Source organism: Streptomyces sp. NPDC019396 (assembly GCF_040632375.1).
Taxonomy (GTDB): domain Bacteria; phylum Actinomycetota; class Actinomycetes; order Streptomycetales; family Streptomycetaceae; genus Streptomyces.
Genome location: NZ_JBEYBS010000009.1, coordinates 251,987 through 266,068, shown reverse-complemented (window position 1 = coordinate 266,068; position 14,082 = coordinate 251,987). Strand labels below are relative to the sequence as shown.

Here is a 14,082-nt window from a genome sequence, read left to right as displayed (position 1 = left end):
GTGTGGAGTTGACCGGTACTAATAGGCCGAGGGCTTGTCCTCAGTTGCTCGCGTCCACTGTGTTAGTTCTGAAGTAACGAACACACCCCACACACGTGTGTGATGGGTCGGTTGTGTTTGATTGTTTCATAGAGTTTCGGTGGTCATAGCGTTAGGGAAACGCCCGGTTACATTTCGAACCCGGAAGCTAAGCCTTTCAGCGCCGATGGTACTGCAGGGGGGACCCTGTGGGAGAGTAGGACACCGCCGAACAATTTTTAGCCTCAACCCCCAGGCCTTGCCTGGGGGTTGAGGCATTTCTGCGTTCCATGCCTTCTTCTGGCACAGGTGCCGGTCAGGTCAGGCACGGGGCTCGCCGCCCGCTCAACATGCCGTGCAGCGGGAGTATGAGGCGCGTGGTGGCCGGTGGGACTGCTGGTTCTGAGCGTCCCACAGCTCCGTGTATGATTCTGCTTGTTGCCGCGCGGAAGACCGCAGAAGCAACAGGCCCCTATAGCTCAGTCGGTAGAGCGTCTCCATGGTAAGGAGAAGGTCAACGGTTCGATTCCGTTTGGGGGCTCCACCAGACAGAAGGCCCCCCGCCTCACGGCGGGGGGCCTTCTGCGTTACCCCGGCTTCCAGCCGGCCGGCCTCAGTTTTTCTGCGGCTCGGGGATGCGCATCACGAGGATCGCCATGTCGTCCGACGCCGGTTCCGCGGCGAAACGTTCGACAGCACGCAGGATGCGCGCCGCCACCGCTCCCGCCGTGAGACCGGTACATGTCGTCAGCACGTCCAAGAGGCCGTCGTCGCCGAGCATGCGGGTGCCCTCCCGTCGTTCCGTAACGCCGTCGGTCACGCACAGCAGGACATCGCCCGGCTCCAGGGTGACGGTCTGCTCGTACAGCTCCAGATCATCCATCACACCCAGCAGCGGCTGTGGTTCCGCGGCAGGCTCCACGGTGCCGTCCTGGCGTAGCCGCAGCGGGAGCGGATGGCCGGCGCAGACGACCTTGAGGGTGGCCGAGCCGTCCTCCTGAGGCCGCAGCTCGCCGTACAGCAGGGTGAGGAAGCGACTGCGAGCGCCTTCGTCGAGGATCGCAGCGTTCAGTCGTTCGAGCACCGCGGGGCCGCCGAAGCCCTCGCGGGCGAGGAGACGTAGGGCGTGGCGGGCCAGACCGGTGACGGCGGCGGCCTCCGGGCCCGTACCGCAGACGTCGCCGATCGCGAAGCCGTAGACACCGTCGCGGATGGGGAAGAGGTCGTAGAAGTCGCCGCCCACTTCGTTGCCTTCGCCCGCGGCGCGGTAGATGACCTCGACCTCGACGCCGGGCACCTCGGGGCGGGACGGAGGAAGGAGGCTGCGCTGGAGCGACTGGCTGATCGCCGTGCGCTCTGAGTAGAGGCGGGCGTTGTCGAGTGCCAGTGCCGCACGGCGCGAGAGGTCTTCGGCCAGTTCGAGGATCTCCTGGCGGAAGTGGTCGTCGGACGGCTTGCCGAGGGTCAGCATGCCGATGACGCGGTTGCGTGCGACCAGGGGCAGGACGACCGTTTCGCCGCCGACCGCGGAGGCCGTGGCCAGGGTCGCACCGATCCCGGTGGTCGACGACAAGGAGGCGGTCTCCACGCTCAGTTCGCGCATCGAGGTACGCAGCGCGGCCTGGTGGGCGGCGTCGGCCGGAGCGTTCCATACGCGGGCACCGGGAGTGGGTTCCGGAATCGGCGGGGGGAGCTTGGAGAGGAGGGCCTTGAGGCCGTCGATGCGTTCCTCGTCCTCGTGGAGCACGTAGGAGAGGTACGGTTCCGACGACTGGTCCGCGAGGGTGTAGACGGCGCACCAGGTGGCCAGCGTGGGCACCGTCATCTGTGCCATGAGCGCCAGCGTCTGATCGCGGTCGAGTGTGCCGGCCAGCAGGTCGGATGCCTCGACCAGGAAGCTGAGCGAGCCCCGGCGCAGCCTCTCCAGCTCGCCGAGCCGGGCGGACTCGACTGCGAGCGCGATGCGGTCGGCGGCGAACTGGAGGCGCAGGGCTTCTTCGTTGGAGTAGCGGCTCTCGGCTTCCGTGGCGACTCCGAGGGAGCCGGTGAGCCGGCCTTCGACCTTCAGCGGGACGGTGACCACGGAGCGCATTCCGGTGCCGTCGAGGAGGGGCACGGCGCCGGGGACGGCGCTCAGGTCCTCGTGGACGGCGGGCATCCTGGCGGAGCCGTAGCGGCCGGTGCCCGCTTCGACCGGGACGCGGGCGAAGCGCTGGCGGGCGGAGGGAAGGCCGGTGGTGGCCCGTACTTCGAGCTCTGTCTCGTCGTCGGTGGCCAGCAGCAGGAAGGCGGAGTCGCCGTCGAGCATGTCGCGGGCGCGCTCGACGGTGCGCTGGAGGAGCCCGTCGAGGTCGTCGGGGGCGGGAGAGCCGATGAACACCTCGAAGGGGTCGGCGTTGCGGGTCTCCGTGCCCGAGCCGTCGTTGGGGGATACGCGTGCCGGTGACTGGATGACCGCGCGTTCGTAGTCGCGGACGAGGAGGCAGACGGTGGAGGCCTCGCCATGGGTGTCGCGGATGCGGAGGTGGGAGGCGTACACCGCGATGACCCGGCCGTCGGTGTCCCGGATGCCGTAGCTGCCTTCCCAGCGAGACAGTTGGAGTGCCTCGGCGATTCCGGTGCCGATTCCGGGGGTGTGGGGCCAGGCGGCGAGGTCGCCGAGGGGCTTGCCGACCACCTGGTCGGCCAGGTATCCGAAGAGGTGCTCGGCGTCGTCGTTCCAGGAGCTGATCGCGCCGACGCGGTCGATCTGTACGACGGCCACCCTGACTCGCTCGTCGGCGACCGGGAGGAGGTCGACGGGGAGCACGGGACCGGCCGAGCGGGTGCCGACGGGGCGCTGTGGCAGATCGAGCTGGAACCAGACCTGCTTGGTCGAGGCCGAGTACTCGACGCCCCAGCGTGTCGCGAGTGCGGCGCAGAGCAGCAGACCGCGGCCGTTCTCGCGATCCGGGTGGGCGACGGCTCTGCCACCGCCCTGGATCGGGATCTCCCGCTCGGGATAGCGGTCGCCCACCTCGACCCGCACCCCGTCCGGGGTGCGCAGGCAGAGCACATCGGCGGCGGTGCCGGCATGGATGACCGCGTTGGTGACGAGTTCGCTTGTGAGGACCACCGCGTCGTCGACGACTTCGGCGTATCCCCAGCCCTGGAGCGTGTCCCGGACGAAGGCGCGGGCTGTGGCGACCGACCGTCCGACGGGGTCGAAGCTGGCAGCCGCCCGCGCAGTGATCACAGAACTCTTCATACGCGTCTCGACGCCCGGCTCTGCCATGGTTGGTGCCTGCCCCTCCCGGTGCCCGGTCATTGTCCTCGCGCCTCACCACCCCTGCCGGGCGACCGGGGCGGTTGGACAGCCGGATGCCAGGTTACTTACCTTCGCTGTCCGAGCGGATGCCGGTCGCGGCCGTTTCCGCCCTCCGGGTGTGGGGACGCTATGCGAAGCTGCCGAACTGTTATGGCCTGGTTCTGCTGCGGTGAAACACTGGGACGATTCCTTGAGACAGCCCGAGCATGACGTAACCCCTGTGGGAGGGACACGGTGGAGTCTGGTGCAGCGGCGCGGGGCACGAGCACGCGCGCACAAGGCGGACAGTCCCGGAAAAGCCAGCCACGGGGCGGCACGACAGCGGTGGACGCCGCGGCTCTGAACCGGCTTCTCGCGGCTCTGGTCGCGATGCGGGACGGCAATTTCCGCAAGCGGCTGACGGTCTCGGGCGATGACGTCATGGCCGAGATCGCGGCGGTCTTCAACGAGGTCGCCGACCGGAATCTGCACCTCACCGGGGAACTCGCGCGGGTCCGGCGTGTCGTGGGACGTGAGGGAAAACTCACGGAGCGGCTCGAGCCCGGTGCCTGCGAGGGCTCCTGGGCCGCGGCGATCGAGGCGTCCAACGCGCTCGTCGACGATCTGGCCCGGCCGGTGTCCGAGGTCAGCAGGGTGCTGTCGGCGGTTGCCGACGGTGATCTGGAGCAGCGCATGGAGCTGCGCTCGCATGCCGCCGACGGCTCCGACGGTGCGGTGCGGCCCCTGCGCGGTGAGTTCCTGAAGGTCGCCCGGACCGTCAACAGCCTGGTGGACCAGCTCTCGGCGTTCACCGACGAGGTGACGCGGGTCGCACTTGAGGTCGGCACCGAGGGCAAGCTCGGCGGTCAGGCCCAGGTGCGAGGTATGTCCGGTTCGTGGAAGGACCTCACGGATTCGGTGAACACGATGGCGTACCGGCTGACGGCCCAGGTGCGTGATATCGCTCTCGTCACCACCGCGGTCGCCAAGGGCGATCTGTCGCGGAAGGTCACCGTGCATGTGGCCGGTGAGATGCTCCAGCTGAAGAACACCGTCAACACGATGGTGGACCAGCTGTCCTCGTTCTCGTCCGAAGTGACGCGAGTCGCGCGCGAGGTGGGCACGGAGGGCGAGCTCGGCGGCCAGGCGGCCGTGCCGGGAGTCGCAGGTGTGTGGAAGGACCTCACCGACTCCGTCAACACCATGGCGGGCAACCTCACCTCCCAGGTGCGCGGCATCGCGGAAGTCACCACCGCGGTCGCGAACGGTGATCTGTCCCAGAAGGTCACGGTGAGCGCGCGTGGCGAGGTGGCGCAGCTGGCGGAGACCATCAACCAGATGACCGAGACGCTTCGTACCTTCGCGGACGAGGTGACCCGGGTGGCCAGCGAGGTCGGCGCCGAGGGACTGCTTGGGGGTCAGGCGCAGGTGCCGGGTGCCGCGGGTACGTGGAAGGACCTGACCGACTCGGTGAACACGGCGTTCCGTAACCTCACCGGTCAGGTGCGGGATATCGCTCAGGTGACGACGGCGGTCGCGAACGGTGATCTGTCCCAGAAGGTCACGGTCGATGTGGCCGGGGAGATGCTGGAGCTGAAGAACACCGTCAACACGATGGTGGCGCAGCTCCAGTCGTTCGGTTCCGAGGTGACCCGGGTGGCCCGGGAAGTCGGTGTCGAGGGGCGTCTCGGGGGTCAGGCGCAGGTGCCGGGTGCCGCGGGTACGTGGAAGGACCTGACCGACTCGGTGAACACGGCGTTCCGTAACCTCACTGGTCAGGTGCGGGATATCGCTCAGGTGACGACGGCGGTCGCGAACGGTGATCTGACGCAGAAGGTCACGGTCGATGTGGCCGGGGAGATGCTGGAGCTGAAGAACACCGTCAACACGATGGTGGCGCAGCTCTCGTCGTTCGCCGACCAGGTCACGGGGATGGCGCGTGACGTGGGCACGGAGGGCCGGCTCGGTGGCCAGGCCCGGGTGCCTGGTGTGTCCGGCACCTGGAAGGAGCTCACGGACTCCGTCAACTTCATGGCGGGGAACCTGACCTCACAGGTGCGGCAGATCGCCCAGGTGACGACGGCGGTGGCGCGCGGTGATCTGTCGCAGAAGATCGATGTGGACGCGCGGGGCGAGATCCTCGAGCTGAAGAACACCATCAACACGATGGTGGACCAGCTGTCGTCGTTCGCCGACCAGGTGACCCGGGTGGCCCGTGAGGTGGGCACGGACGGACGCCTCGGCGGCCAGGCGCAGGTGCAGGGTGTCGCGGGCGTGTGGCGTGATCTGACCGACTCCGTGAACGGCATGGCGGGGAACCTCACGGCGCAGGTCCGCAATATCGCCCAGGTCGCCACGGCGGTGGCGCGCGGTGATCTGTCGCAGAAGATCGATGTGGACGCGCGGGGCGAGATCCTCGAGCTGAAGAACACGCTCAACACGATGGTGGACCAGCTGTCGTCGTTCGCCGAGCAGGTGACCCGGGTGGCCCGTGAGGTGGGTACCGAGGGCATCCTCGGCGGCCAGGCCGAGGTCCAGGGCGTCTCGGGTACCTGGAAGGACCTCACCCAGTCCGTCAACTTCATGGCGAACAACCTCACCTCGCAGGTGCGTAACATCGCCGAGGTGACGAAGGCGGTCGCCAAGGGCGATCTGTCGAAGAAGATCACCGTCGACGCCAAGGGTGAGATCCTCGAGCTGGTGACGACCGTCAACACGATGGTGGACCAGCTGTCCAACTTCGCCGACGAGGTGACCCGGGTGGCCCGTGAGGTGGGCACTGAGGGCATCCTCGGCGGGCAGGCGCGGGTGCGTGGTGCCACCGGTATCTGGAAGGACCTCAGCGACAACGTCAACACCATGGCGGCCAATCTGACCAGCCAGGTGCGCAACATCTCCCGGGTGTCGTCCGCGGTCGCCCACGGTGATCTGACGAAGAAGGTCACCGTCGAGGCGCGCGGTGAGGTCGCCGAGCTCGCCGACACGGTCAACACCATGGTGACCACGCTGTCGTCGTTCGCCGACGAGGTGACTCGTGTGGCCCGTGAGGTGGGTACGGAGGGCGAGCTGGGCGGCCAGGCCCGGGTGCCCGGCGTGTCCGGTACATGGAAGGACCTCACCGAGTCGGTGAACTCGATGGCCTCCAACCTGACCGGTCAGGTGCGTCAGATCGCCGCTGTCACCACCGCCATCGCCAAGGGTGACCTCACCAAGAAGATCGACATCGATGCGCGGGGCGAGATCCTCGAGCTGAAGAACACCATCAACACGATGGTCGACCAGCTGTCGTCGTTCGCCGGAGAGGTCACCAGGGTGGCCCGTGAGGTGGGCACGGACGGAATGCTGGGCGGTCAGGCGCGCGTGCGGGACGTCGACGGCACCTGGCGCGACCTCACCGAGTCGGTGAACGAGATGGCGGGCAACCTGACCAGGCAGGTGCGGGCGATCGCGGCCGTCGCCACCGCAGTGACCCGGGGCGACCTCAACCTCAAGATCGACGTGGATGCGGCCGGTGAGATCCAGGTCCTCCAGGACAACATCAACACGATGATCGCGAACCTGCGCGACACCACCCTGGCCAACGAGGAGCAGGACTGGCTCAAGGGCAACCTGGCCCGAATCTCCGGTCTGATGCAGGGCCGCCGGGATCTCGACGATGTCGCCTCGCTCATCATGAGCGAGCTGACACCGGTGGTCACGGCGCAGCACGGCGCGTTCTTCGTGGCGATGCCGACAAGCGGCGGGGACCTCGGCTCGCACGTCGACGGCAGCTCGTACGAGCTGGTGATGCGGGGGAGTTACGGCTACACAGGCGCGATGCCCACGTCGTTCCGGCCGGGGGAGACCCTGATCGGTACGGCGGCGGAGGAGAAGCGAACCATCCAGATCAGCGTGCCGCCGGGCTATCTGAAGATCTCGTCGGGGCTGGGTGAGGCTCCGCCCGCGTACGTGATCGTGCTGCCGGTGCTCTTCGAGGGGATGGTGCTCGGAGTGATCGAGCTGGCGTCGTTCCAGCCGTTCACCCAGATCCAGCGGGACTTCCTCAATCAGCTCGCCGAGATGATCGCGACGAGCGTCAACACCATCAGCGTCAATACCAAGACCGAGCTGCTGCTCAAGCAGTCGCAGGAACTGACGGAGCAACTGCGTGAACGTTCGGCGGAGCTGGAGAACCGGCAGCGGGCGCTCCAGTCCTCCAATGCCGAACTGGAGGAGAAGGCCGAGCTCCTCGCCCAGCAGAACCGCGACATCGAGGTGAAGAACACCGAGATCGAGGAAGCACGGCAGGTGCTGGAGGAGCGGGCCGAGCAGCTCGCCGTCTCCATGCGCTACAAGTCGGAGTTCCTGGCCAACATGTCACATGAGCTGCGCACCCCGCTGAACTCGCTGCTTATCCTCGCCAAGCTGCTGGCCGACAACGCCGAGACCAACCTCACTCCGAAGCAGGTGGAGTTCGCCGAGACCATCCACGGCGCGGGCTCCGATCTGTTGCAGCTCATCAACGACATCCTCGACCTGTCGAAGGTCGAGGCGGGCAAGATGGACGTCAGCCCGACCCGGATCGCCCTGGTGCAGCTGGTCGACTATGTGGAGGCCACCTTCCGGCCGCTCACGGCCGAGAAGGCTCTCGACTTCTCGGTACGGGTGTCGCCCGAGCTCCCGGCCACGCTGCACACCGACGAGCAGCGGTTGCTCCAGGTGCTGCGCAACCTGCTGTCGAACGCGGTGAAGTTCACCGACACGGGGGCGGTCGAGCTGGTGATCCGGCCGGCGAACAGTGATGTGCCCCAGTCCATCCGTGAGCAGCTTCTGGAGGCGGGGTCGCTGCGTGACGCGGACGCCGACCTCATTGCCTTCTCGGTGTCCGACACCGGTATCGGGATCGCCGCCAGCAAGATGCGGGTGATTTTCGAGGCGTTCAAGCAGGCGGACGGCACGACCAGCCGCAAGTACGGCGGTACGGGCCTCGGTCTGTCCATCAGCCGGGAGATCGCCAGGCTGCTCGGTGGCGAGATCCATGCTGCGAGCGAGCCCGGCCGCGGCTCCACCTTCACCCTGTACCTGCCCCTGCACGCGAGTGAACTGCCGCCGCAGGGTTATGTGCAGCTCGCGCCCGGCACCGACGCCCCGCAGGCGGTGGGTGACGACCCGGACGCGCTCGAAGCGGGTGGAGCGGCCCCGCAGCAGGGTGTTCAGCCCGCCGCGGGCGGCGACGCGCAGCCGGGCCCCGCGATGCTTTTCCGGCGCCGGCGCAAGGCGCTGGGTGGTGCGGATCTGAGGACAGCGCTCCCGGGGCAGCCGGGGGCGGCGGAGGAGTCGTGGAACGGCCAGCATCAGCAGGACGGTGTGCAGGAGCCGCGGCGTACCTTCGAGTTCCACAGCGAGAAGGTGCTCATCGTCGACGACGACATCCGCAATGTCTTCGCGCTGACGAGCGTTCTGGAACAGAACGGTCTCTCCGTGCTCTATGCGGAGAACGGGCGGGAAGGCATTGAAGTACTGGAACAGCATGACAATGTGGCAGTCGTACTGATGGACATCATGATGCCGGAGATGGACGGCTACGCGACGACGACGGCGATCCGGAGGATGCCCCAGTTCGCCGGTCTCCCCATCATCGCCCTCACCGCGAAGGCGATGAAGGGGGACCGGGAGAAGGCCATCGAATCGGGCGCTTCCGACTATGTCACCAAGCCGGTCGACCCCGACCATCTGCTCACGGTCATGGAGCAGTGGATGCGCGGGAAGTGACGGTGGCTGGGCTGCGACAGCCCGCTGCCGGGTCGCGGCCCGTGGGGGCTCACCTCCGGGCCGCTGACTGACTGTCGCCGGTGGGGTGTGAGGGCGCGGGATTCGGGGAACCTTCTGGTCTCCTGCGGCGTTTCTGCTACGTACACAGTGACATCGCGGTGACAGGGTGTGGCGATGGGCGGGGTGCGGCTACCATGACCGGCACAAGGGCGGGCGGCGTAAGGGAGTCGTCCCCTGGGGCGGCGCCCGGTGCTTACCCTGGCTTTTCGAGCTGGGGTGACCCCAGCCGGGGCGAGGAGGGCGAGGCATGGTGCAGAAGGCCAAGATCCTCCTGGTCGATGACCGGCCGGAGAATCTGCTGGCGCTGGAGGCCATCCTCTCTGCGCTCGATCAGACACTGGTTCGGGCATCGTCAGGAGAAGAGGCGCTCAAAGCGCTTCTGACGGATGACTTCGCGGTCATCCTCCTGGATGTCCAGATGCCGGGAATGGACGGATTCGAGACCGCGGCGCACATCAAGCGGCGGGAGCGGACCCGTGACATCCCCATCATCTTCCTGACCGCGATCAACCATGGCCCGCACCACACCTTCCGCGGTTATGCCGCGGGCGCGGTGGACTACATCTCCAAGCCGTTCGACCCGTGGGTGCTCCGCGCCAAGGTCTCCGTGTTCGTGGACCTCTACATGAAGAACTGCCAGCTGCGTGAGCAGGCCGCGCTGCTCCGGCTCCAGCTGGAAGGCGGTCATGTCGGTGCGGGGGACAGTAAGGAGCCCGCAGGGCTGCTCGCCGAACTCTCCGCACGTCTCGCGGCCGTTGAAGAGCAGGCGGAAGCCCTGTCGAAGCAACTCGACGACGAATCGGCGGATGCCGCCGCCCTCGCCACCGCCGCCCATCTCGAACGCAAGCTCACCGGGCTGCGCAGGGCATTGGACGCCCTGGAGCCGGGCACCGGAAGCGGCGCGCCCACGCTCCCCTCGCAGAACTGACCCGCCCTGGCGGGCGCTCTGCGCGTAGTTCGTCCACATTCCGTTTGAGTGGGCGTCAGTTTCCGTACGCGGCGAGGGCGACACGAAAGGGTGAAGCGGTGGGCACGCGTGTCCATCGCCGGTCACACCGGTAACCTCACCATCATGGCCTCTCGTACGTCCGGCAAGGGTTCCCAGGGCACGGCGGGCACCGCGAAGCCGCGTGCCGGCCGTACCGCCGCTGCCGCGAAGGCGGCACCCGCCAAGAAGGCACCGGTGAAGAAGACCGCTGCCAAGAAGCCGGCGCCCGCGAAGAAGGCAGCGGCCAGGAGGGCCGCGCCCGCACCCGCCCCGAATCCCACCGGGGGCGTCGTCTGGCTCCTGCGCGCCGTGTGGATGGGACTCGCGCACGGTGTCGGCGCGATGCTGCGCGGCATAGGGCGCGGGGCCAAGGGGCTCGATCCGGCGCACCGCAAGGACGGCCTCGCCCTCCTGATGCTCGGTCTCGGCCTGGTCGTCGCCGCGGGCACCTGGTCCCATCTGCGCGGTCCCGTCGGGGATCTCGTCGAGATGCTCGTCACGGGCGCCTTCGGGCGGCTCGATCTACTCGTGCCGATACTGCTCACCGCGATCGCCGTGCGGCTGATCCTCTACCCCGAGAAGCCGGAGGCCAACGGCCGCATCGTCATCGGCTTGTCCGCGCTGGTCGTCGGGGTGCTCGGCCAGGTCCACATCGCCTGCGGCTCGCCGGGGCGCGGCGAGGGCGCGGAAGCGATCCAGGACGCGGGCGGGCTGATCGGCTGGGGCGTCTCCCAGCCGCTGGTCTTCGCCATGGGCGAGGTGCTCGCCGTGCCGATGCTGGTGCTGCTGACCGTCTTCGGGCTGCTGGTCGTCACCGCGACCCCGGTCAACGCGATCCCGCGGCGGCTGCGCGCGCTCGGTGTGAAGCTCGGACTCCTCGACCCGCCGTACGAGGCGGGCGCGGCGGACGAGCGTGTGGACGAGGAGTGGCAGGACGGCCCGGCCGCCCGCCCCGCGCGCCGTCGGCGACCGGCGGCCGGGGTGGCAGCCGGGGACGTGTACGACGCCGAGCAGGCCGAGGAGGCCGCGCTGTCGCGGCGCCGGCAGTCGCGCGGCTCCCCGGCGCGGGCCGGCACGGGACGCCCCATGGACGCGATCGACGTGGCCGCCGCTGCCGCCGCCGCCCTCGACGGCGCCGTGCTGGGCGGGCTGCCGCCGTCCCCCGTCGTGGCCGACCTGACCCGGGACCTCAGCGCTGAGCGGGAGCGTGCCACCGGGCCCGTCCCCGGGGCCCGTACCGAGCGGCCGCCCGCCCCCCGCGAGGCGGTACCGGACCTGACCAAGCCGGCTCCCGAGGAGTCGGCGCCCCTGCCGTCGCGGGCCGAGCAGCTCCAGCTGTCCGGTGACATCACCTATGGGCTGCCCTCGCTGGACCTGCTGGAGCGCGGCGGGCCGGGCAAGACCCGCAGCGCCGCCAACGACGCGATCGTCGCCTCGCTGACGAACGTCTTCGCGGAGTTCAAGGTCGATGCCGCGGTCACCGGCTTCACCCGCGGCCCGACGGTCACCCGCTATGAGGTCGAGCTGGGCCCGGCGGTCAAGGTCGAGCGGATCACCGCGCTGACCAAGAACATCGCGTATGCCGTGGCCAGCCCCGACGTACGGATCATCTCGCCGATCCCGGGCAAGTCGGCGGTCGGCATCGAGATCCCCAACACCGACCGCGAGATGGTCAATCTCGGCGACGTGCTGCGTCTCGCCGACGCGGCGGGTGACGACCACCCCATGCTGGTGGCGCTCGGCAAGGATGTGGAGGGCGGCTATGTCATGGCCAACCTCGCCAAGATGCCGCACGTCCTGGTCGCCGGTGCCACCGGTTCGGGCAAGTCCTCCTGCATCAACTGTCTGATCACCTCGGTGATGATCAGGGCCACCCCGGAGGACGTACGGATGGTCCTCGTCGACCCCAAGCGGGTCGAGCTGACCGCGTACGAGGGCATCCCGCACCTGATCACGCCGATCATCACCAACCCCAAGCGGGCCGCCGAGGCACTCCAGTGGGTGGTGCGTGAGATGGATCTGCGCTACGACGACCTCGCGGTCTACGGCTTCCGGCACATCGACGACTTCAACCAGGCGGTGCGGCTCGGTAAGGTCACACCTCCCGCGGGCAGCGAGCGCGAGCTCCAGCCGTATCCCTATCTCCTGGTGATCGTGGACGAGCTCGCGGATCTGATGATGGTGGCTCCTCGCGACGTGGAAGACGCCATCGTCCGTATCACCCAGCTGGCGCGCGCTGCGGGAATCCATCTGGTACTGGCCACCCAGCGGCCGTCCGTCGACGTGGTCACGGGCCTCATCAAGGCCAATGTGCCCTCCCGGCTCGCCTTCGCGACCTCCTCCCTTGCCGATAGCCGGGTCATCCTCGACCAGCCGGGGGCCGAGAAGCTGATCGGCAAGGGCGACGGTTTGTTCCTCCCGATGGGCGCAAGCAAGCCGACCCGTATGCAGGGCGCCTTCGTGACCGAGGGCGAGGTCGCCGCGGTCGTCCGGCACTGCAAGGACCAGATGGCCCCGGTCTTCCGGGACGACGTCGTGGTCGGCACGAAGCAGAAGAAGGAGATCGACGAGGACATCGGCGACGACCTCGACCTGCTCTGCCAGGCGGCCGAGCTGGTGGTGTCCACCCAGTTCGGCTCGACCTCGATGCTCCAGCGCAAGCTGCGGGTCGGTTTCGCGAAGGCGGGCCGGCTGATGGACCTCATGGAGTCCCGGAACATCGTGGGTCCCAGCGAGGGCTCGAAGGCGCGCGACGTACTCGTAAAACCCGAGGAACTGGATGGAGTGCTGGCGGTGATACGGGGGGAGTCTCACCCGTAGGGAAAAGTGAGGCAACCGTTTCACTTGGTCATACGTCAAGTTGGAGAGAGGGCCGGGAGCGCTGGCTCCACCCTCCCGCTGTCCGGCCATTCTGATGGCGTACAAACGGCATCCGCCCGGTTGCCCCACCCTTTCGTACCACCCCTAGACTGAACCTCCAGCAGGTGGTTACACGCTCGAAAGGCGCACTCGTGTCCATCGGCAACTCCCCCGAAGACGACCGGCCTTCGATCGAGGAGGACCGACCTTTGATCGAAGATGATCGGCCTTCGATCGGTCGAGCGCTGCAAGACGCCCGCAGCGCGGCAGGCCTGACCGTTGACGAGGTCAGTACCTCCACCCGTGTCCGCGTCCCCATCGTGCAGGCGATCGAGCAGGATGACTTCTCCCGCTGCGGTGGTGATGTGTACGCGCGTGGCCACATCGGGACCCTCGCCCGCGCCGTTGGACTGGATCCGGCCCCGCTCGTGGCGCAGTACGACGCCGGACACGGCGGCCGGCCGTCGCCGACGCCCGCCGCGCCGCTCTTCGAGGCGGAACGTATCCGCCCAGAGCCCAGGCGCCCGAACTGGACCGCGGCGATGGTCGCGGCGATCGTCGCCGTCATCGGTTTCGCCGCCTTCACGCTGTTCAGTGGCAATGACACGGCCAAGACCACCAAGAACGTCGCCGAGGGCGCTGCCCCGGCCAAGACCAGCCCGAAGCCGCCGGCCAGCCAGCAGCCCGCACAGCCGCTGCCTCAGCAGTCCCAGCCGGCCAAGCCCGACCCCTCGGACAGCGCGATCGCCGCGGTCCCGCAGGACAAGGTCACGGTCAAGGTGTCCGCCGTCGGTGACAAGAGCTGGATCTCCGCGAAGTCCGCCAGCGGCAAGCTGCTCTTCGACGGGCTGCTCGAGGAAGGGCAGTCCCAGACCTTCCAGGACGGGGAGCGGCTGGATCTGATCCTGGGCAACGCCGGGGCGATCGAGCTCTTCGTGAACGGCAAGAAAGTCGAAGACAAGTTCGAGCCGGGTCAGGTCGAGCGGCTCTCCTACACCAAGGGTGACCCCGAGGCGGGCTGAGCCGCCTGCTCCCGGGCCGGCTGGGCCGTCCGAGGTCGGTCTGTGTGGTGGGTAGGTCCGGTCGGCTGGTCGGGGAAGCCGATATCCGCTGGTCAGGG

General features: G+C 68.2%; 5 protein-coding genes, 1 tRNA gene and 1 rRNA gene. 6 read left to right on the top strand and 1 reads right to left on the bottom strand.

Annotation, left to right across the window (positions count from 1 at the left end; translation table 11 throughout):
• Nucleotides 1–135 precede the first annotated feature (135 nt).
• Nucleotides 136–252: ribosomal RNA gene (gene rrf, locus ABZ532_RS13670) — 5S ribosomal RNA — on the top strand.
• A gap of 234 nt (nt 253–486) precedes the next feature.
• A tRNA-Thr gene (locus ABZ532_RS13665) sits at nt 487–562 on the top strand.
• Between the two features lie 69 nt (nt 563–631).
• Here ABZ532_RS13665 and ABZ532_RS13660 read toward each other — a convergent pair.
• Nucleotides 632–3,292 carry a SpoIIE family protein phosphatase gene (locus tag ABZ532_RS13660; protein WP_361282127.1) on the bottom strand — a complete coding sequence of 887 codons (2,661 nt, stop codon included), beginning with the start codon at nt 3,290–3,292 and terminating at the stop codon, nt 632–634.
• 267 nt (nt 3,293–3,559) lie between these two features.
• Here ABZ532_RS13660 and ABZ532_RS13655 point away from each other — a divergent pair, with 267 nt between their 5' ends.
• The 4 genes from ABZ532_RS13655 (at nt 3,560) to ABZ532_RS13640 (ending at nt 13,984) form a co-directional block, all read left to right on the top strand.
• Nucleotides 3,560–9,055, top strand: coding sequence for a HAMP domain-containing protein (locus tag ABZ532_RS13655; protein WP_361282125.1), 5,496 nt, complete (start codon nt 3,560–3,562; stop codon nt 9,053–9,055).
• Between the two features lie 307 nt (nt 9,056–9,362).
• Nucleotides 9,363–10,043 carry a response regulator gene (locus tag ABZ532_RS13650; protein ID WP_361282123.1) on the top strand — a complete coding sequence of 227 codons (681 nt, stop codon included), beginning with the start codon at nt 9,363–9,365 and terminating at the stop codon, nt 10,041–10,043.
• A 144-nt stretch (nt 10,044–10,187) separates the two neighbouring features.
• Nucleotides 10,188–12,923 carry a DNA translocase FtsK gene (locus ABZ532_RS13645; RefSeq protein WP_361282121.1) on the top strand — a complete coding sequence of 912 codons (2,736 nt, stop codon included), beginning with the start codon at nt 10,188–10,190 and terminating at the stop codon, nt 12,921–12,923.
• Between the two features lie 197 nt (nt 12,924–13,120).
• Nucleotides 13,121–13,984, top strand: a complete 864-nt coding sequence (locus tag ABZ532_RS13640; RefSeq protein WP_361282155.1) for a RodZ domain-containing protein — start codon at nt 13,121–13,123, stop codon at nt 13,982–13,984.
• Nucleotides 13,985–14,082: the final 98 nt, after the last annotated feature.

Bases quoted from the DNA above. Each gene is read 5' to 3' on its own strand.
- ABZ532_RS13645 (WP_361282121.1), top strand. From the start codon at position 10,188: ATGGCCTCTCGTACGTCCGGCAAGGGTTCCCAGGGCACGGCGGGCACC.
- ABZ532_RS13650 (WP_361282123.1), top strand. From the start codon at position 9,363: ATGGTGCAGAAGGCCAAGATCCTCCTGGTCGATGACCGGCCGGAGAAT.
- ABZ532_RS13660 (WP_361282127.1), bottom strand. From the start codon at position 3,292: ATGGCAGAGCCGGGCGTCGAGACGCGTATGAAGAGTTCTGTGATCACT.